The 18335-nt window shown below is 67.2% G+C and carries 22 protein-coding genes; 5 read left to right on the top strand and 17 right to left on the bottom strand.

From position 1 onward, the window contains the following. Nucleotides 1–23: 23 nt before the first annotated feature. The 5 genes from ACWDUM_RS21495 to ACWDUM_RS21515 form a co-directional block, all read right to left on the bottom strand. On the bottom strand, nucleotides 24–632 hold the full coding sequence (locus ACWDUM_RS21495) for an Rv1733c family protein (RefSeq protein ID WP_450135520.1): 609 nt from the start codon (nucleotides 630–632) through the stop codon (nucleotides 24–26). A 46-nt stretch (nucleotides 633–678) separates the two neighbouring features. Then, nucleotides 679–966, bottom strand: a complete 288-nt coding sequence (locus ACWDUM_RS21500) for a DUF1876 domain-containing protein (RefSeq protein ID WP_450113701.1) — start codon at nucleotides 964–966, stop codon at nucleotides 679–681. A 237-nt stretch (nucleotides 967–1203) separates the two neighbouring features. Beyond that, a complete protein-coding gene (locus tag ACWDUM_RS21505) occupies nucleotides 1204–1692 on the bottom strand; it encodes a flavodoxin domain-containing protein (RefSeq protein ID WP_450135521.1) in 489 nt (162 codons plus the stop codon). Between the two features lie 64 nt (nucleotides 1693–1756). Then, nucleotides 1757–2035: a DUF1918 domain-containing protein gene (locus ACWDUM_RS21510; RefSeq protein ID WP_450135522.1), complete on the bottom strand. Its 279-nt coding sequence runs from the start codon at nucleotides 2033–2035 to the stop codon at nucleotides 1757–1759. A gap of 238 nt (nucleotides 2036–2273) precedes the next feature. Beyond that, entirely contained in the window at nucleotides 2274–3158 is an 885-nt protein-coding gene (locus tag ACWDUM_RS21515; protein ID WP_450135523.1) for a universal stress protein, read from the bottom strand. A gap of 203 nt (nucleotides 3159–3361) precedes the next feature. Here ACWDUM_RS21515 and ACWDUM_RS21520 point away from each other — a divergent pair, with 203 nt between their 5' ends. After that, complete coding sequence (locus ACWDUM_RS21520) at nucleotides 3362–3709, top strand: carboxymuconolactone decarboxylase family protein (protein WP_450135524.1); 348 nt, start codon at nucleotides 3362–3364, stop codon at nucleotides 3707–3709. Nucleotides 3710–3757: 48 nt separating this feature from the next. On the opposite strand, the gene ACWDUM_RS21525 is transcribed toward ACWDUM_RS21520, so the two are convergent. Beyond that, nucleotides 3758–5095 (bottom strand): phosphoribosyltransferase family protein, encoded by a 1338-nt coding sequence (locus tag ACWDUM_RS21525; RefSeq protein ID WP_450135690.1) that lies wholly within the window; start codon nucleotides 5093–5095, stop codon nucleotides 3758–3760. A gap of 566 nt (nucleotides 5096–5661) precedes the next feature. Here ACWDUM_RS21525 and ACWDUM_RS21530 point away from each other — a divergent pair. Beyond that, nucleotides 5662–6096, top strand: a complete 435-nt coding sequence (locus ACWDUM_RS21530) for an SRPBCC family protein (RefSeq protein ID WP_450135525.1) — start codon at nucleotides 5662–5664, stop codon at nucleotides 6094–6096. Nucleotides 6097–6271: 175 nt separating this feature from the next. After that, on the top strand, nucleotides 6272–6706 hold the full coding sequence (locus ACWDUM_RS21535; RefSeq protein WP_450135526.1) for a CBS domain-containing protein: 435 nt from the start codon (nucleotides 6272–6274) through the stop codon (nucleotides 6704–6706). Nucleotides 6707–6732: 26 nt separating this feature from the next. Here ACWDUM_RS21535 and ACWDUM_RS21540 read toward each other — a convergent pair whose 3' ends face one another. Continuing rightward, entirely contained in the window at nucleotides 6733–7353 is a 621-nt protein-coding gene (locus ACWDUM_RS21540; protein WP_450135527.1) for an alpha/beta fold hydrolase, read from the bottom strand. A 500-nt stretch (nucleotides 7354–7853) separates the two neighbouring features. On the opposite strand from ACWDUM_RS21540, the gene ACWDUM_RS21545 reads away from it, so the two are divergent. Further along, on the top strand, nucleotides 7854–9059 hold the full coding sequence (locus tag ACWDUM_RS21545; protein ID WP_450135528.1) for an Ig-like domain-containing protein: 1206 nt from the start codon (nucleotides 7854–7856) through the stop codon (nucleotides 9057–9059). A 38-nt stretch (nucleotides 9060–9097) separates the two neighbouring features. Here the strand turns inward: ACWDUM_RS21545 and ACWDUM_RS21550 are convergent, their stop codons facing one another. From ACWDUM_RS21550 to ACWDUM_RS21595, 10 genes are all read right to left on the bottom strand, one after another. Next, on the bottom strand, nucleotides 9098–10249 hold the full coding sequence (locus ACWDUM_RS21550) for a serine hydrolase domain-containing protein (RefSeq protein WP_450135691.1): 1152 nt from the start codon (nucleotides 10247–10249) through the stop codon (nucleotides 9098–9100). 68 nt (nucleotides 10250–10317) lie between these two features. Continuing rightward, on the bottom strand, nucleotides 10318–11718 hold the full coding sequence (locus tag ACWDUM_RS21555) for a WS/DGAT/MGAT family O-acyltransferase (RefSeq protein WP_450135529.1): 1401 nt from the start codon (nucleotides 11716–11718) through the stop codon (nucleotides 10318–10320). Between the two features lie 141 nt (nucleotides 11719–11859). After that, a complete protein-coding gene (locus ACWDUM_RS21560) occupies nucleotides 11860–12435 on the bottom strand; it encodes a zeta toxin family protein (protein ID WP_450135530.1) in 576 nt (191 codons plus the stop codon). Further along, nucleotides 12432–12809, bottom strand: a complete 378-nt coding sequence (locus ACWDUM_RS21565; protein WP_450135531.1) for a TA system antitoxin ParD family protein — start codon at nucleotides 12807–12809, stop codon at nucleotides 12432–12434. Before ACWDUM_RS21565 ends, ACWDUM_RS21560 begins: the two co-directional genes overlap by 4 nt. Nucleotides 12810–12923: 114 nt before the next feature. Continuing rightward, nucleotides 12924–13631 (bottom strand): SigB/SigF/SigG family RNA polymerase sigma factor, encoded by a 708-nt coding sequence (locus tag ACWDUM_RS21570; RefSeq protein WP_450135692.1) that lies wholly within the window; start codon nucleotides 13629–13631, stop codon nucleotides 12924–12926. A gap of 74 nt (nucleotides 13632–13705) precedes the next feature. Beyond that, nucleotides 13706–14119: an ATP-binding protein gene (locus tag ACWDUM_RS21575; RefSeq protein WP_450135532.1), complete on the bottom strand. Its 414-nt coding sequence runs from the start codon at nucleotides 14117–14119 to the stop codon at nucleotides 13706–13708. A gap of 81 nt (nucleotides 14120–14200) precedes the next feature. After that, nucleotides 14201–14356 (bottom strand): DUF6131 family protein, encoded by a 156-nt coding sequence (locus ACWDUM_RS21580; RefSeq protein WP_450135533.1) that lies wholly within the window; start codon nucleotides 14354–14356, stop codon nucleotides 14201–14203. A gap of 439 nt (nucleotides 14357–14795) precedes the next feature. Then, complete coding sequence (locus ACWDUM_RS21585) at nucleotides 14796–15320, bottom strand: STAS domain-containing protein (protein WP_450135534.1); 525 nt, start codon at nucleotides 15318–15320, stop codon at nucleotides 14796–14798. 40 nt (nucleotides 15321–15360) lie between these two features. After that, nucleotides 15361–15588 carry a DUF6480 family protein gene (locus tag ACWDUM_RS21590; protein WP_450135535.1) on the bottom strand — a complete coding sequence of 76 codons (228 nt, stop codon included), beginning with the start codon at nucleotides 15586–15588 and terminating at the stop codon, nucleotides 15361–15363. 83 nt (nucleotides 15589–15671) lie between these two features. Beyond that, nucleotides 15672–16673 carry a DNA topoisomerase IB gene (locus ACWDUM_RS21595; protein ID WP_450135536.1) on the bottom strand — a complete coding sequence of 334 codons (1002 nt, stop codon included), beginning with the start codon at nucleotides 16671–16673 and terminating at the stop codon, nucleotides 15672–15674. 220 nt (nucleotides 16674–16893) lie between these two features. Here ACWDUM_RS21595 and ACWDUM_RS21600 point away from each other — a divergent pair, with 220 nt between their 5' ends. Beyond that, a complete protein-coding gene (locus ACWDUM_RS21600; protein ID WP_450135693.1) occupies nucleotides 16894–18303 on the top strand; it encodes a bifunctional phosphatase PAP2/diacylglycerol kinase family protein in 1410 nt (469 codons plus the stop codon). Nucleotides 18304–18335 lie beyond the last annotated feature (32 nt).

Consider the following 18335-nt stretch of genomic DNA (forward strand, 5'->3'; position numbering starts at 1 on the left):
ACGGGCCCTGTCGTCGTGGCGTCTCATCTCACGGACCATCCAGGTGACGATCCGAAGCCTCTCCACTCTCTGTCCCATTGCGCCAGTCGCAGTTTCGTGTGCAAACTGTGCAGCCCCAGATTCAGACCGGTGCACACCACAGCTGCCGTCACCCACAGCGCGATCGAGTCGTCGATCGCGGCAGCAGCGTTCTCCGCTCCGGTCCGCGGTGCATCGACGGGCGTTCCGCTCCCGTCCACCCAGATGGATACGGTCTGCGCGGCTTTCGCACCGGGCCCGACCGTGATGGTGTCGGAATGATCGATACCGCGCACCTGCCATCGCGCGCGGGCGTGCCCTTGGCCGGCGGCGGTTCCCGCCACAGTGCTCACTGCCACTGCCACGCTGTTGGCATCCTCGAGAAGCACCGCCTGGACTTCACTGTGGGTAGAGCGTTCGGTCCGAGCCTGATCGGTCAAGCGGGTGTAGGTCGCGGTACCGATTGCGGCGAAGATCGGGACCAGGAACAGCAGGATGGCTACGGAGGCGAGAACGGCCCACGCCTCGAGTCGATCGCTACCGCGCATGAGCCGATTGCTGTTCCACGGACGCAATCGCCACAATCGCGCCGGCGTGGTGTTGACCTCCATCATCCAGTTCTTTCACCTCATCCGATTCGAGCGTGAGACTCCCGAGCGGTTATGCATCGAGGTGGACCCGTTCGTGAGTGACTGCCTCGAGATCTGTGGCCGCCGTATCGATCAGCCGATGAGCCAGGTCGGCGAGTGCGCGTGCGACGGCCAACTCGTCGCCGATCTCTGGGATGTCGGCGTCACGTGGGTTGCGACGTGCCACTCCGATGCCGACCAACGATGTGGCGTCCTTCGTTCGGAGCCGGGCCTCCGCCCGGGTCCGGGTTTCACCCGTCGTGGAATCGTGTTCGTCGATGATGATGTCCACCGACCACTTCTTCTCGTGCAGATTCATGATGGCGGTGTCACCTCCCTGCCATGTCAAGGAAAATGCCGAGTCCAGCATGGAGGCATGGCCGTCAGGTGAATAGAGTCGAAGGACCATCTTTGGTGACCTGTTCCTCTGACCACGGCTGGCAACGACGATCAGGTCGGCCGACCGTTGCTCCGGACGCTCGTGGCGGCACATCCGCGGCGTGGACAATGTCGTTGATGCCTTACCCTGCGAGACAGGGCCCGCTGCCGAGGACAGTCAGCGGAGTTCCCCGGCGATCCTGCTCGCCCACGTTGCCACGTCGGCGAAGTCCCGATTGTCACCGTAGTGTGCCCCCAGCAGCCGGATGATCAGCCGTGTACGTCGCTCGGGCGGGCGTTCGAACACCCCAGCAAAGGCGTGATAGTCGTTGACGCCCAAAGTGTCGCGGATTCTGGCGATCGGTTTCGGCACCATCCGCCCCAGTCGTGCGCCCACGGGGCCACGAAGTGCGGGCCCCATGCCCACGCTGAACAACCATGTCGGCCGCGTCGACAACGCAGTATGACGGCGATCGAGATACGCGCGGAACGCGGGAAGGAAGTCTCGGTCGTGGATTGCGCTTCCGAGCACGACCCCGCCGAACGAACGCGGATCGGGGTCCTCGTCCACCGAGGCGGTGTGCACGGATACGTCGGCGGCCGTGAGCGTGGCGGCTATGTGGTTGGCGATCGTGGCTGTCGAACCGTGTGCGCTGGCGTAGACCACGAGAACGTGGGGGTTTTCGCTCATCGCCGCGAGCCCCGTGCCGAGAGACCGCGACGGCTGCGGGTCATGTGCGCCGGGGCGGCCGACTCCCCCTTACGATGGCCCGTTGGACCTCGGCAATCCTGTTCCGTTTCCGGGCGTCTTCCCGTTCCATGTCGGCTGCCGGAACGACGTGCGCGTCCGGGCCGGGGAAGACCAACGCCTCGTGGCCGTCGCGCAGCCATTTGACCAGGTATGGCGGTGTACCGTCCTCCCGTCGCACCCCGAGGATCTGTCCGACCTCGTCTGCGGCACCGACGGTCGTTCCCTTGACGACGAGCCAGTCTCCCGGTACGGCGTACACACCCTTCTCCCTGTCGTCTCCAGCGACACCCTGTCATCGGAGCCGCGGTTTGTGCTGCTCCCCGCGCCGACCAGGTGGGTGCCGGCGGACTGGGCCGGTCGGGCGACAGCATGCCCACGACTTCCTCCCCCACGTCACTCCCCCGACCCGCGTTGGAGTAGGGCCGAGAGTCGTCGGACAGACGACACACGTCACGGTGGAATCGAGAGATCGTCCTGACGTCCGGTGGGAACGCTCGTCAGTGCGCGTGGACGATCAGTAGTGGACGGGCGATGGCGTGCAGTAGCGCCCGGCTCGTGGAGCCGAGCAGAAGGCTCGCGAATCCGCCCCGACCCCGACATCCGACAACCACCAGTTGCGCATGGTCCGACAGCTCGGTCAGCTCGCGAGCGGGCTGGTCCTTGACGACAACCCGAGTGACACGAACGCCCGGGAAGTCCTCGCCGAGACCCGCGAGGCTCTCCGACAGCTGAGCTTCTTCTCGCTCCTGGATCGACAGCCAGTCAAGTCCATGGTCGGCAGTGAAGAGGCTCCCGATGTTGGTGTCGGACCACGCGTGGACCGCGACGAGTTCGGCCCCGCGGAGCGACGCCTCGGTGAACGCCTCCACAAGCGCCGGTTCACTGTGACGGGTCCCGTCCACGCCAACCAGCACCGAACCGCCTTCAGGACCTTCGGGGTCCGCAAGCTCTCGGATCACCGCAACCGGACAGCCAGCGTGAGCAGCGACCGTCGCACTGACCGACCCCAGAAGGCCGCCCGACACCTCCCCGAGTCCCCGAGATCCGACCACCAACATCCGCGCGGCGTGCGCCCGCTCCAGCAGAAGACCGCCCGGGTGACCCCACACCAGCTCTGAATCAACCGCCAGTGGGTGGGGCAACGCCTCCGCACGTGCCACCTCGAGTGCCCGCGCCAATCGGCGCCGTCCGACAACCTCGTGGTCGTCGAAATACGCCGGTGGCAGGCCGACCGGAACGCCGTAGGTCCCTGCGACATACATCGTCGAGACCAGATGCAGGGGTGCGGAGCGGCGAACCGCATCGCGGGCGGCCCAGCGAACCGCGTCGTTGGAGGACTCGGATCCGTCGACGCCTACCACGATCGGGGCATTGGCATCCAATGTGGACTCCTCGGTTCGGGCAAGCGCGTCTGCCTCGAGTTGGGTGTCACGTCATCTTCGCAACGCGGGAAGACACCGCCCAGGGGCGAAGGTCCCTCATCCGGTGGTCATCAGTCGACAGGGTGCAAGGCGATGCACGTGTAGGACCAAGGCTGACGGGGAACGTTCCCGACAGGTCCATAGTCGAGTACTCGGAGGACGTCATGGGTTACGGAAAAGATGTCCAACAGGAGCTACGCGCCCCAGCCCGCGCGTTGCGTCAAGCGATTCCGCAGGTCTACGAGAGTTTCGGGCAGCTCTACGCTGCGTCCTTGGCACCTGGAGCGCTCGATGCCAAGACCAAGGAACTGATCTGCCTGGCGATCGCGGTGACAACGCAATGCGACGGATGCATCGCCACACATGCGCGGGGAGCCGCTACGCAGGGCAGCACCCCAGAGGAAGCAGCAGAGGCCATCGGTGTCGCGATCATGATGGCCGGTGGACCGGGAACCGTGTACGGTCCCCGCGCATTCGCTGCATTTAACGAGTTCCTGGCGGAGCAGCCGTGATCATCGGAATCGACACCGAAGGCGCGTTCGTCTGGACCGAGGCAGCGATCACGCACTGCCACCACCGGTGCCGGGCAATGCGGCCAGGTGGGCGGTGAACCAGTCACAGGCCAGTGCAGCGACTTCTTCGAGTGTTCCAGGCTCTTCGAAGAGGTGCGTAGCCCCTTCGACGATTGTGAGTTCGCGTTCACACCGAAGTCGGTTGAGTGCTTGACGGTTGAGCGCGACGACGGCGTCGTCCCGTCCGCCGACGATGAGCAGCGTCGGGCAGGTGACCCCGTCAAGCCTGACGGCAGCGAGGTCGGGGCGCCCTCCGCGGGAGACGACTGCGAACGGCCCGGCGGCGGGATTGGCGGCAGCCCACAGTGCAGCGCCGGCGCCGGTACTCGCGCCGAAATAGCCGATCTGTGCGGTGGCGGTCTCGGGTCGACGACGCAGCCATTCGGTGACGTCGAAGAGCCGGCGCGCGAGCAGCGTGATGTCGAAGACGCAGCGTCGGTCGGTTTCCTCCTCCGGCGTGAGCAGGTCGATCAAGAGGGTGCCGATCCCGGCCTCGTTCAATGTGCGCGCGACAAACCGGTTCCGCGGGCTGTATCTGCTGCTGCCGCTGCCGTGCACGAACACCACGATCCCGGTCGAATCGGCCGGCAATGCCAGGTGCCCGGAGAGCCAGGCGTCGTCGGTTTGTATGACGACGTCTTCATCCAGGTCCTGCGGGGCATCTCCCGGCGGGGTCACCGGCGTCGGGATCCGATCGGGGGTGGTGCGTTGGAGCAATTGCGCAACCTCAGCGTCCGATACCTGCGGAAAGTGTTGGTACCACTGACCGACGGCATCGAAGGGCGTCGGTGACGCCAGGCACACCACATCGTCGGCGAACTGGAAGAGGTCTGTGGCCGCGACGGGGGGTGCTGCCGGTACGGCGACCACGATCCGGGCGGCGCCACGCGCCTTCACCACCTGACACGCCGCCTTGGCGGTCGATCCCGTCGCCGCGCCGTCGTCGACCACAATGACCGTCTTCCCAGAGAGTGAGATTGCGGGGCGCTCAGGCCGGAAACGGTGCACACGCCGTTTCAACTCGGCACATTCGACACTCACGGCGGCGGCGAGTTCCGCGGGGGTGATTGCGGCCTTGTCGATCACGGACTGGTCGAGCACCTGCACATCGCCTTCTCCGATCGCGCCCATGGCCAGCTCGGGCTGAAACGGCACGCCGAGCTTGCGGACGACGATGACGTCCAGCGGGGCGCCGAGCGCCCGCGCGACCTCCCACGCGACCGGCACACCACCTCGCGGCAGACCCACGACGACGACATCTGGACCGTTCAGGTGTCGCAGTGCCCTTGCGAGTCGAATACCCGCATCGGCTCTGTCTACGAACATCACCCTCGCCTCCTTGCGCACCGCGGTACGGCTGTAAGGGTCGCTGATCCGTCTCACCGACCATCGTCGCCTCGACCTCGATGCGATGCCAGGGCCAGAGTGCCCTTGTGTGGCCCCCGGAGCCCGAGTTCGGCGCCGCCGTCGACGCGGGCCCCCCGACAAGCTGCTGCCTGCGAATGGACCTGTCAAGCGACTTTGTGCCCTGTCATCTCTCGCGGCCGGAGGGAAGGCTCACCGGCAAATCGAGGCGAGAACCCGGACAGGACGTCAGCTCCGGGACACGCCACGCATCAGCCCACCAGATTGACGCGATGACAGTGGCGGCTCCACGCGACGCGTTCGGCCGGATCCGCGGCGTTCGATGATTGCTGGCGAACGTGCCGCCGAGCGGAAGTGCGTAGCCGCTGTCTCGGGTCTTCGCGCATGCCTGCGATGCCGGTGACACCCGTACGGTCAGTCCACGGTCTCGAGGGTACTTGCGCGGCACCCATCCGATTCGTCTGTCGCTGCGAACCGTTCATACGAGAGATCTGGTCATTTCGGTCCCAGCAACGGGAGGAGCCCCGATGATCGACATGCAGCGCGAGCTGACGACCGAAGCGTCAGCCGGCGCGGTGTTCGCGTACCTCGCGGACTTCACCACCACCGAGCGATGGGATCCTGGCACGATCCGCACCGTGCGGATCTCAGGCGACGGCGGCGTCGGAACCCGGTATGCGAACACGTCCCGGTTCGCGGGCCGGACCAGCGACCTGATCTACGAGGTCGTCGCCCTGACACCCGGCAGGTCGATCGAGTTGCGCGGCGCGAACGTCTCGCTGATCGCACTCGACACGATCACCGTCACCGCGCATCCGAGCGGTCGCTGCCTGGTCACCTATCGGGTCCGATTCGCGTTCCAGGGATGGCTTCGATGGGCGGAACCGTTGCTCAGGCGGGCCGTGGCACACCTGCTCGACAGGGGCGCGCAGGGGCTTCGTCGGGAGCTGGCGCAGATCTGACCGTCGGCGGCGGCGTCGAGCCGACGGGCCGAATTTGGTGACCATCGGCCCTGTCGATGCCACCGGAGCGTCCGAGATCATGACGGTGCCGACCCGCGCCTACTTGCGCCAGCGGCCGCGCGTCAGGGCCACGAAAGCCACCGACGCGGCGAACACCGAAATCTGGAGGAAACTCGTGACCATCGCACGAGAAATCATGCACAACGGAGCCACCTGCATCGGTGAACACGACACCCTCACCACCGCAGCAAGGCACATGCGAGACCTCGATGTCGGCGCGCTTCCGATCTGCGGCGACGACGGCCGACTATATGGCATCATCACCGACCGCGACATCGTCGTTCGATGTATTGCCAACGGCCAGGACCCGTCGGCAACCACCGCGATCGAACTCGCTCAGGGGCACATCCACTACATCGATGCGGCAGCGCCGGCCGAGGAGGTCCTCTCGCTGATGGAGGAGTACCGGATCCGTCGGCTTCCCGTCCTCGACGACCACCAACTGGTCGGGATGATCAGCGAGGCAGATCTGGCCCGGCACCTTCCGGAACCCACGGTCGGTGAGTTCGTCGAGTCGATCTGTGCGGCCGGGGAGCTGTCCGGGAAGTGATCGACCCGGGCCGCCCAGGGAATGGGTCACGCGGGGCCGCACTGGTGCCCCCCGGTCGCCCGTCCATCTGCGTCCATGTCACCGATGCTCGGCGCGCCCTCGGGAGCCTCGAAGACCACGTTCGTGATGATCTCGCCGAACGAGCGGGGATCATCCATCAGCCAGGCATGCCCGCCGGGTACGGTGATGGTCCGAGGCTCCCCCAACGCAGCACGCAACGACATGGTGGTGGCCATCGGGATGACGTCGTCTCGGAGGCTCCAGACAACGAAGATGGGCAGTCGCCGGTCCGCGAGGGCGCTGAGTTCCCTGGTGAGGTTTGCGGTCCTCGCGATGCGGGCGACTTCCCACACTCCAACGGGATTTCGCAGCACGTTGGGAACCGCGTCCCGAAGGGCCACCGGTAGCACTCGAGCGACCTGGCGTCTCGGAAGCAGATCAGCGGGAAGGTGCAGACCCCAGTCCCACAGGGGCCTGTCCCGGATGGCGTGTACGAGTCCGCGCCGTCCACCCACGCCGACCCAGATCGAATTCACGAGAACGAGCCGCTCGGCGAGATCCGGCGACCTGTACGCGGCGGCGACGGCGGCGTATCGGACCGGTCGGCCGCTGACGGTGGTCCGGCGCCACCGCACGCGCGGCGCCACGCTGTCACCACGATCCGTGTTCACATATTCGAGCAAACGCTGATCGAACCCATCGCGCACAGAGCCTCGGGCCACAATCCCGCGTGGCGTCGAGGCCGACATTCGGGCCGAAGGCCCCTACCACGTGTGACCGCGGGCCCTACTGATGCCGGCGACTGCACGGTTCACTGAGTCCGATCACACGCTCGGGCCCACCGGGAGAACAGATGTACCGCAGACCAGTTCGCAACGATCAGCCAGTCAACGAGTCAGGTCCTGAGCCGGACGTCGTGTGGCCGGACCCGAGCCCGCTCAGCGGCTGGTGGCAGAGCGTGATGTTCCCCGAACCCATGGCCAGACCGTCGACCGTCCACCGAGCGCACCCGGCGTGACCGAACTCCTGTGGCCCGCCTGGTCGAGCCGAAAATCACAATCCGTTCGCCGCCGGCATTCGGAGAGCACTCGCCCTGTGCGACAACCCAACTGGTGACCTTCGAGTGCCACCAGAGGAGGAGCGATTCATGTTGTCGACGCCGCGGCGCTGGAGGCTATCGGCCGCTGCGGCGATGATGGCTTCGTGCCTGACACTGGGGCCCTCCGTCGCAGTCGGGGCACCGACCGAGGTGTCGTTCATCGATGCCTGCCGGGCATCTTCCGTCATCGACGTCGACGATCTCGGGGCGGATGCGGTCACCGTCGAGGCGCCGGCCACCGTCGAACCGGGACAGCGGTTCACCTATCGAATTCAGACCGGTCCGAGGTCCTACCCGTCCTCGAGTTCGGGGGCGACCACTGTCAGCGTCTCCCGCCTGAAGAACGACTTCGAGATCCCGGCCAACGCGGTGTTCGTCGACGCCACGGTGGTGCCTGGCACGGGCTTCAACCTCGACAACGTGGCACCGAACGTGCTTCGCGTCGACGACAACGGTGTCGCCGACGACGTCTCGGGTGGCGTTCTGCGACTGTCCGGGAACAACGAGGTGATCGGCAACAGCCCAACGTCGAGCACCGACACCGAGGGCGGCATCCTGGTTCCCAAGAACTCCAAGAACCTCGACGGCTCGACCAACCCCAACGGGGACACCTGGTTCCGGATGCCCGCCGTCGAGGTTACGATGACCGCCGGCCAGTCAGGCGTTGTCACACCGAAACTCAGGACTGCGGGCGCGGCCGGAGACTTCGACAACGACGCGAACTTCAACACCTCGCTGGCCAAGGCATCGATGTTCGGGACCCGGTGGGCTGCGACCCGGTGTACACCGCGAGACACGCCCACCGGACCACTGAACGCCGGCGCGGATCCCCTGGCGACCATCACCATCTCGAGCCCGACCGATGTGAGAACGTCGACGGTGATCTCCGTACCGGAGTCGGTGCCCGCCGGGACGTCGATCACCCTGTCTGCCATTGTTTCTCCGACGCCCGGTGGCGGCACTGTTCAGTTCCGCTCGGATGGCGTCGATCTGGACGCCCCGGTCGGTGTCGTCGACGGCCGGGCGTCGGTGTCCCACACCTTCGCCCAGGCCGGGGACCACAAGGTCGGGGCGGTGTACTCGGGCGCTCCCGGGGTCACCGCGTCCACATCGGAGGTGCGCACCGTGACAGTGACGGCTGCAGGCGAGCCGAGCACGAACCGAATTCCGAAGACCGCACAGTTGATCGCCCTCGGCGCCGCCGCCGTCGTGACGCTTCTCGTGATCGCCCGGTCCCGGTCACGCGGAATGTGAGTGCAGGCCGCGCCTCGCCCGGACCGTGGCGGACGAGGTCACAGTCGGCGTGCGATGGACTGCGCGTGCGCGCCCAGCCGCATCATCCGTAGGTCGGTCAACGGGGTGAGCGCGTTCCCCATCCGATTCGTCACGAAGGCCAGTGCCAGACCGGACTTGGGGTCAGCGAATGCGCCGGACCCACCGAGTCCGTAGTGACCGAAGGCTTGTCCATACTGCGTCCGGCTGGCGACAAGGCCGGCGTGATAGCCGAGCCGCCAGTTCATCCTGATGCCGAGGACATAGTCACGGTCAGTGGTCTGCACCTCGCTCAATTGCGCGACGGTCTCCGGTCGCAGGAACTGGATGCCCTCGACGCTGCCGCCGTTGGCGAGCGCCGCGTACATCTTGGCGAGCGCGCGAGCGTTGAAGACACCGTTCCATCCCGGCATGGCGAAGTCGTGGATCGCTGGGTTGCGCACGAGTTCGTCGAATCCCTTCGGCATTCCGGCATCGGCGACGCCCCTGAGCCCCGGGATCCAGGAAAGCGCGAACGAGGTCGTCTCCCACGACAGCCGGAACGGATTGATCCGCGGGAAGGTCTTGGCGATCCGGTATCGCTCCTCCGGCGGAACGACGAACCAGAACTCGGGGACGCCGAGCGGCTCGGCAATCTCCGTGCGCACCAGCTCGGCGAACGGCTTCCCCGTCGCTCGCGCGGCCAGCTCCGCGACCAGCGTGCCGTAGGTGACCGCGTGATACCCGGGCAGCCTCGGACTGCGGGGGTCCGGCGCGCTGGCGGCCAGTGCGGTGGTGACGGCGGTGTGGTCCAGCAACCCCAGCGGACCGGGAACCAGGCCCCGCACCCGGTGCAGCCCGGCGCGATGGCTCATCAGGTCCCGGACGGTGATCGCTTCCTTACCTGCGGCGGCGAACTCGGGCCAGTACAGGGCGACGGGGGCGTCGTAGTCGATGATCCCCCGCTCGGCCAAACGATGCAGCACCGTGCTGGCGACACCCTTTCCGGTCGAGAAAGACAAGGCGACGGTGTCCACCTGCCACCGGTCGACCGGTGTCGCCCACCCCGCCCACACGTCGAGCACCGGCTCACCGTGCAGGTAGACGGCGAGTGCACCACCGCCGTCCTGTGTCTTCTGGAACAGGTCGAAGAACTGGGCTGCCAGTGTCCGGAATCCGGGGTCGACGCGCATCGCGTCTGTCACGAGCGGCGGCGCTGGCACCGGGGTGGGGCGGTCGGGGTGAACGGCCGGGTTGTTCATCATCCATCCACTGCTGTCGCGGTTTCGAGGTCGCACAATGCTTCCTCGAGCACTTCAGTCAAACGCTCGATGTGCGGAACTGATTCCGGTGCCCCGATACAACCGAACTGGAGCTCGTCCGCGTAGTGACAGACGGTGATGTTCAGGTCGATACCGTCGAAGACGACGGAGACCGGGTACAGCTGCCGCAACGGCGCGCCGTTCCAGTACAACCGCTGCCGTGGACCGGGAACGTTCGAGATCACCAGATTGAATGTGGGCCTCAGGTGAGGGTCGATCGGCAATATCGTGGTCAGGTTCGGGACGAGGTCCGGAACTGCCGTCATCAGGGACGGGTACAGGCCCTGCTCGTGAATCCGATTCTTGGCGGCGGTCATCGACCGCACGATCAGGTCCAGTCGATCGAGTGGGTCTGCCAAGTCCGTTCCCAGGTTGCACAGCGCCACCCCTACCGAGTTTCCACCCGAATCGGCGTCCATGCGCCTGCGCTGCGCCACCGGCACCAAGGCGATCAGCGGCGCATGCGGCAGCTCGCCCCGCTCGAGCAGACAGATGCGCAGCGCGCCCGCGCACATCGCGAGGATCACATCACCGCAGGAAGCGCCGGTCGCATCCTGAACGGCCCTGATCCTCGCCTTCGGCCACGACCGGGCAGAGAAAGCCCGCGCTGAGGTGATCTTTGCGTTCAGGACACTCCGAGGGGCCTGCATCGGCAACACCGTGGCCTCGGACCTCAGACCTGCTACGACCTTGCCCGCCTCTCCGAACAGGGCCTTGCCGAGGATTTCCATCGCGGCGACCATCCCCTCGGCGAGGTCGCGGGCCCGGCGGCCGGAGCCGATCAGCCCCCACCCGTCCCGGACAGGACTCTTCACTGGCTCTTCGCCATCGAGCATGAGCGGAACCGGCTTGCCGCGTTCGAGCGGATCGGTGCTCAGCGAACGCTCGATCAGACGTATCCCGGACATGCCGTCGAGGAGCGCGTGATGGATCTTCACGTAGAGGGCGAATCGCCCGCCGGACAGACCCTCGATCAGATGGGCGTTCCACAGCGGTCTGGAGCGGTCGAGCTGGCTCTCGTGGAGACGTGCGACCAATTGGTACAGCTCCGCGTCTCCCGCCGGAGGAGTCAGCACCGACCACAGCAGGTGCCGGCTCATGTCGAGACGGTCGACCGTCTCCCACGTGGGCAGACCGGCCGTGGACAATCGTGCGACAGGCCTGCGCATGAGCGCCGGGTGCACGGTGGTGTAGGTCTGGGCTTGCCGGTAGGCCGCTTCGACGAAGGTCTCGTCCTGGTCCTCGGCCGCGTCGAACACCATCAGGGCAGCGACGTGCAGGGTGCGCGAACCGATCTCTCCCACGAGCAACGCCAGGTCAACGGGTGACATCAATTCCATCAGGCACCTCCGCGGTGCGCACGCATCGCTCCTCAGCTTTACACCCTCGGACTTCTTCCGTCCAGAACTACGGCAACGCACTCATCCGGCCGGCGATCGCCCACCGCCTCCAGCCGGACCGCCCGGACCCGAGGCGGCGGCTCACACCACCAACTCGGTCAGCTGCGGCGGAGTCCACACGGGCCAGCTGATCTCGCCGACCGCGTCCCCGTCGGCGAACTTGGCGACGATCCGCGTGACGTCGGCCGCGGTGTTGTCGTACACGCTCGCGTGGTCGACTCTGCCGATCGCCTCCACCACCAGTGACCACAACCGCCCGAACCGCTCCCGGATCTTCTCCTCCGGAACCCGGTGCCCACCCTCGACGACGCGCTCGGCGACACGAGCGACCGACAGCTCGACCGGCACCAGGACCACGTGCAGCACGACGACGTAGCCGGCCCGGCGCGCACGGTCGATCAGCTCGAGCTTCGACGGGTGTGAGAACACCGTCTCGGCGATGAACGACTCCCCCTGCTCTATCAAGGCGTCTCGGATGGTCGCCGCAATCCGTGCCGCCTCGTACGAGTGCTCCTCGGCGCTGTCTGGCCAGCGGTCCTTCGCGATCATGTCGGCGTTGACGAAGACACTGCCCGGGAGAAGCGGCGCGAGACGCTGCTCGACGAAGGTGGACTTGCCGGCACCGTTCGGCCCGACGACGAGGTCGAGACGCCTCACAGAATGATCTGGGTGCCGTCAGGCAGGTGCTTGACGACGCGGCCCTGCTCGTCGAGCACGATCGTGGCGCGGCCCTGCGCGGCGCGATCGGCGACGTGATTGCCGGTGGCCAGTGACTCCTCGAGCGCGGCTGCGATCTCGGCGTTGAAGACCACGCCTTCCTCGTCGGACAGCTCGCGCAGCGGCAGCCGTCCGGCCAGCGCGGCCTCGACGCGACGGCGCGCCACCTGGCGCTGGTTCGACACCTCGCGACCCACCCGGGCCCAGTGCTCGAGCTGCTGGCGCGCCGAGCGGTTCTCCCGCTCCCCCTCGGCCGCCGCCGCATCGACGAGTTCCGACGAGAACCTGGTCACCTTGTCCGCGACATTCGTCATGACTGCTCCTTCGGGCGACGCCTCACAACTGAATCCAGTGTAGCAATCTGCTACAAACTCGCCCTGGAGGCGGCTCCGTCACGCATCGCGACCGAGGGATTCGCCCACCGTCGGTCACCGACCCTCGAGTTCGTTGCGCAGCTGCGCGAGGGTTCGTGACAGCAACCGGGACACGTGCATCTGCGAGATCCCGACCCGTGTGGCGATTTCCGTCTGCGTCATTCCTCCGAAGAACCGCAGGATCAGGACCGTCCGCTCGCGCTCGGGCAGCCGTTCCAGCGCCGGTCCCAGCGCCACGAAGTTCTCCACCTTTTCCAGCGCGGCGTCATCGGCGCCGATGGTGTCGACAAGTGGAGCGTTGTCCTCGTGGTCGCCGATCGGGGCGTCGATCGACATCGTGTGATACGCCCCTCCGGCGAGCAGTCCGTCGGCCACCTCGGATACGTCGAGTCCGAGTTCGTCTGCGATCTCGCGGGCCGACGGCGCCCGTCCCAGCCGTTGCGAGAGCACGCCGACCGCCCTGGTGATCTCGAGGTGGAGATCCTTCATCCGGCGGGGCACCCGCATCGCCCATCCGACGTCGCGGAAGTGATGGCGCACCTCCCCCATGATCGTGGGGACGGCGAAGGAAACGAAGTCGGTACCGCGGGTGACGTCGAACCGGTCCACCGCGTTGACCAGCCCCAGTCGTGCCACCTGGAGCAGGTCGTCGTACGCCTCGCCGCGGCCGCGGAACCGGCGGGCGATGTGCTCGGCCAAAGGCAGTGCGCGCGTGACGATTTCTTCCCGAACGGCGTCGGTGTCGGTGTCCGGCCGGCACATCTGCACGAACAGATCCGTCAGATTGTCGTAGGGGTCGGACGTGTCTGTTCCGTGCCCCTGCCCGACGACCGCCACTAGGCGTCGCCGCCCATCCTCTTCGTGAACACGATCGATGTGCGGTAGCCGCGGTCATCGGATCCCAGTGGCAGGTGGCTCACCGAGATATCGTCGGTCAGTTCCTGCAGCACATGCCATCCGAACCCGCGCTCATCCGGGATCGTGCGGGACGATGTGTCCACGCACGCCTCGACCTCGATCGCGCCCCCTGCGACGACGAATTTGCAGATCAGGGCGGCGCCGGTGAGTGCGTCCTTGATCAGCTGAGAACAGACCTCGTCGACGGCCAATTTGATGTCGGACACATCGTCGAGATTGAAATCGGCCAGCACCGCGATGGTCTCGGCGACTGCCCGCAAGACGGGCAGACGACCGAAGTCGGCAGCCACCGTCACCTCGACCGGCGAGGTGGCGATCGCGCCGTCCCCCATCGTGACTCCTTCCAGTCCAATCGCCCACTGTCCCACTGCTACCTCCATGTGGTGGGGAGATCAGGTGCGCAAGCTGCCGATTCAGTAGTAATGAGTGCGGCCGCCCACCGCGTGCCCGGCCGCCCCGAGAATCCACAGGATTGCGCCGATGACGATCAGCACGATTCCGATGGTCCACAGGATCGAGATTCCGAACACGAACCCGAGGATCGCGAGAATGACTCCGAGAATGATCACGACCTGACCTCCTTGCCCGCGGGCCGAACTTGCCCGGTTCGCGATCGATTTCCCCGAACCGGCGGATCACAAACCTCGTGCGGCCGAGATCCGCCCGATCACGGAAGTGGCAGTTTTCACCACGGCAACCGTGGGCACCCGGTGGCCATGACCACGATTGCGTCGCCGGCCACGACGAGGACGATCCCCTCGGATCCGATCCCCCAGCCACCCGTGCCCACGCCACCGCCACCCACTCCGCCACCGATCCCGGATCCGGAACCACAACCCCACCCTCCCGGACCTCAGCCGCCGTCGCCTGAACCGGTCCCCGGGCCGGGCCCGGATCCGATTCCACCGGCACCGCCGCCTGCCCCGGGACCTCCGGTGCAGAGTGGGCCCCGGTGAGAACGTCTCTGCGGGACAAGGCTTTCGATGAGTAGTTCGATCGCGGACGCGGCTAACCCGCGAGTCTCGCGGGTCCCACGCACACGCTTTCCACGGCTTCCCGGACCGATCCGAATCGGAGGAAGCGGTCCAGCTGCCCCGCTACGGTGAGCGGCCGGATCACACCACGACCTCCCGGCACGAGAAGCATCTCGACAGCGCTGCGCTCGGCACGGATCTTCTCCACCGCCAGCGCTTGCACCCCGGAGAGACCCAGAAACTCGACGTTGGTCAGATCCACGATCACCGAATGCGACGCTTCTGCAACCCCGGCTTCGATTCGGTCCGTGAAGTTGGCCACCGCCGGTTCGTCGACGTCGCCGGCGACACTGACAACCGTGATTCTCGGCGAGCGCCGCTCCCGGACACCCAGGCAGACATCGAGTGGGTCGTAGCGAAGCGTCTGGATGTGCACGGCTGACCTCCGTGATCGGTTGCGCGTGACTGCGAGCCCCTGAAACGCAGCGAACTGTCGGTTCCATGTCACTCCGGTAACCCGCCCGTCGCGGCGCTCGGCCGGCGGAACGATCAGGGGCAACCTCCTTCTCTTCCTATCACGAACGCTGCAAGGGTGCTCGTCACAGAATCAGACCGACGATCACGATCACGAAGATGACGACGATCGCAGCCACCGCGATCAAGGTGGCCACGCCCGTGGGCGGGAAGCGCTTCCGGGTGCGCGGTTCCGGTTCCGACAGCCCCGAGGTCTGGGCCGATTCCGGCGGAGTCGCGCCGGGCGGAACACCGCCGCCGGAATCCAGGTCAGGGGTACGGGCCGGGTCGGGATCGGGAGGGGGTGTGGTCACGGCGGACCTCCTTCGCTGACAGCTTCTCGGGTACCGGGTACCCAGTTCGGCCGCGAACACACGTCGCGGTTGCTCCTGGACGATCACCCCGAGAGCATCCGGATCACGGCACGCTCGACGATCGCTCGCTCGGCGTCCTCGGACGGCGCCTGCCGCGCGCGCTGCAATGCGTCGCGGATGGTCGTGTTCCGTTCGTACGCCCGCAGGACCCGCGGGTCGACGTACGACTTTCGCGCGACCTGAGGCGTGTTTCCGAGCGCCTCGGCCACCTCCTTCATCACGGCGTTCTCTGCCCGACGTGCTGCGCGCTGAGAGCGGGCAGGCTCGGTGTCGGCCAGGCCGACCGCGGCGATCACCGTGGCATGCCAGGTTCGCAGATCCTTGGCGCTGCAATGCTCACCGCCGAGATCCTCGAATCGGGCGTTGATCTCGGCGGCGTGTAGTTCGTGCCACCCGTCCTCGCCTCTGAAGACGAGCAGACGCTCCGACGGCGACGGACTCCGCAACAGGGACCGGATCGCAGCGGCGAGCGGTTCGTCCTCGACACCGATCCGGCGTCGGATCCCACTCTTGGCCGGGAAGTCGAGGCGGACCTCCCCGCCGTGCACGCTGACGTGGTCGCGTAAGAGCGTCGCAGCCCCGCGAGTGCCGTTGTCCTGCGCGTACTCCTCACCGCCGATGCGCAGCACCCCTCGATCGAGAAGGCGTAGCGCCGTCGCCTCCACCCTGGCGCGGCCCCGGCCACGCAGCCGAAGGTCGCGGTCCACCTCTTCGCGCCACGCGGGCAAGCCGACCGCCATCGCCAGCACACGCTCGTGCTTCTCCTCGTCCCGCCGTGCGCGCCACCCCGGGTGATAGAGGTACTGCCGCCGGCCGGCCACGTCGGTTCCGACCGCCTGGATGTGACCGGCCGAGTCGGGGCAGATCCACACGCGGCGCCAGGCCGGCGGGATCACCAGGGCGTCGATCCGCTCCCTGTCGTCCGCCGACAGCTCCGTGGAGCCCGGACACTCGTAGGTGAAGCCGCGACCACGCCGCCGACGCACGATTCCCGCAGTGGCCGGATCGCTGCGCCGAAGTCGCATGTGCCCGCCTCCACCTGGCGAAATCGCTTCAAGCCCCACGAATACCCACAGGAGTTCGGGCTCACACCGGTGGCCGGGCCCCGTGTCGCGGCACGCGTCGACCGCTCGAGGCGTGCGAGGCTGGGGCGAGTGTTCTTGCGAGAGGAGACCGCACGTGAGCTCAGGACGATCGAGATTGCGGCATCCTCGCCGGCTGCTGCGCGAGGTCGACGCCGAGTTGATGGCCCGTAGTGCCGGACTGGACCCCTCCCCGGCGGACCGGGGCCTGCGGCATCTGAGCCGCGCAGCCAACCACAGCAAGCTCTGGTGGGGTGTATCCGTGGTGCTGGTGGCCGCGGGTGGTCGACCACGCCGGGCCGCGGTACGTGGGCTCCTGGCGGTGGCGGGCGCCAGCGCATTGACCAACGGACTGCTCAAGCCGATCCTCCCTCGGCATCGGCCCGACCTGACGAACCTGTCGGTTCTGCGACGGGCCCGGTCGCTCCCCCGCTCGTCGTCGTTCCCCTCCGGCCATTCGGCGGCCGCGGCCGCGTTCGCCACCGGTGTGGCGCTCGAGTCCCCCGCGGCGGGCGTGGCGGTGGCCCCGCTGGCCGCGGCCGTGGCGTATTCGCGGGTGCACGTCGGCGTGCACTGGCCGTCCGATGTCGTCGCCGGAACCGCGGTCGGGGCGGCGGTCGCGCTCGCGACCAGACGATGGTGGGCGGTGCGCACCGACGAGCCCGCCGAGCTCGGACCTGCCCTCGACGGGCCGCCACTTCATCAGGGACTGGGACTGCTTGTCCTGGTCAATCCAGGTTCCGGCGGCAACGACGACGATGTCCTCGGCCGGATCCGGGACGAGCTGCCGAAGGCGTCGATCGTCGAGATGGATCCGGACCGCGACGTCGGCGAACTGCTCGACGACCGGATCGGATCCGAATCCCCGACCGCACTCGGTGTCTGCGGCGGCGACGGTACGGTGATCGCCGCCGTCGATGCGGCCCTGCGCCATGACCTGCCGCTGACGGTGTTCCCCGGGGGCACCCTCAACCACTTCGCCCGGGACGCCGGCGTCGCCGACGTGCAGACCAGCGTCACCGCCCTGGAGAAGGGGCGGACTGCGCTCGTGGACGTCGCCGAAGTCGCCGTCGGCGGCGCCGACCCGCGGCCGTTCGTCAACACCGCCAGCCTCGGCGGGTACCCCGACTCGGTGCGGCTACGAGAGAAATGGGAACCGCGCCTCGGCAAGTGGCCTGCGGCTGCCGCCGCGATGATCAGGGTGCTGCGCACGGCCGAACCGATCACCCTGACGATCGACGGCGAACGGTTCGACGTCTGGATGCTGTTCGTCGGGAACGGCCGCTACTCTCCTGGCGACCAGGTCCCGATGTCGCGTCCGGATCTGCAGGGCGGCATCCTCGATCTGCGGTATCTACGCGCCGACGTCCCCCTGTCCCGCCTTCGCCTCGCCGCCGCGGCGGCGACCGGAACCCTGGGCGGCTCCCCCACCTACGTGCGCCGCACCGTCGATGCCGTCGACGTCGAGGTACGCGGGCTCGCCGTCGCACTGGCCACCGACGGCGAGGTCGTCGGCGAGGGCACCACTTTCCGATTCGTGAGCAAGCCGAAGGCACTGACCCTGTACCGCTGATGCGGTCGAGTGCCTCCGGTGCGATGAGGTCC

This window comes from Rhodococcus sp. NPDC003322 (genome assembly GCF_053589555.1).

Bases quoted from the DNA above. Each gene is read 5' to 3' on its own strand.
- ACWDUM_RS21495 (WP_450135520.1), bottom strand. From the start codon at position 632: ATGATGGAGGTCAACACCACGCCGGCGCGATTGTGGCGATTGCGTCCG.
- ACWDUM_RS21500 (WP_450113701.1), bottom strand. From the start codon at position 966: ATGAATCTGCACGAGAAGAAGTGGTCGGTGGACATCATCATCGACGAA.
- ACWDUM_RS21520 (WP_450135524.1), top strand. From the start codon at position 3,362: ATGGGTTACGGAAAAGATGTCCAACAGGAGCTACGCGCCCCAGCCCGC.
- ACWDUM_RS21525 (WP_450135690.1), bottom strand. From the start codon at position 5,095: ATGTTCGTAGACAGAGCCGATGCGGGTATTCGACTCGCAAGGGCACTG.
- ACWDUM_RS21530 (WP_450135525.1), top strand. From the start codon at position 5,662: ATGATCGACATGCAGCGCGAGCTGACGACCGAAGCGTCAGCCGGCGCG.
- ACWDUM_RS21545 (WP_450135528.1), top strand. From the start codon at position 7,854: ATGTTGTCGACGCCGCGGCGCTGGAGGCTATCGGCCGCTGCGGCGATG.
- ACWDUM_RS21550 (WP_450135691.1), bottom strand. From the start codon at position 10,249: ATGCGCGTCGACCCCGGATTCCGGACACTGGCAGCCCAGTTCTTCGAC.
- ACWDUM_RS21555 (WP_450135529.1), bottom strand. From the start codon at position 11,718: ATGGAATTGATGTCACCCGTTGACCTGGCGTTGCTCGTGGGAGAGATC.
- ACWDUM_RS21565 (WP_450135531.1), bottom strand. From the start codon at position 12,809: ATGACGAATGTCGCGGACAAGGTGACCAGGTTCTCGTCGGAACTCGTC.
- ACWDUM_RS21570 (WP_450135692.1), bottom strand. From the start codon at position 13,631: ATGTGCCGGCCGGACACCGACACCGACGCCGTTCGGGAAGAAATCGTC.
- ACWDUM_RS21575 (WP_450135532.1), bottom strand. From the start codon at position 14,119: ATGGGGGACGGCGCGATCGCCACCTCGCCGGTCGAGGTGACGGTGGCT.
- ACWDUM_RS21595 (WP_450135536.1), bottom strand. From the start codon at position 16,673: ATGCGACTTCGGCGCAGCGATCCGGCCACTGCGGGAATCGTGCGTCGG.
- ACWDUM_RS21600 (WP_450135693.1), top strand. From the start codon at position 16,894: ATGGCCCGTAGTGCCGGACTGGACCCCTCCCCGGCGGACCGGGGCCTG.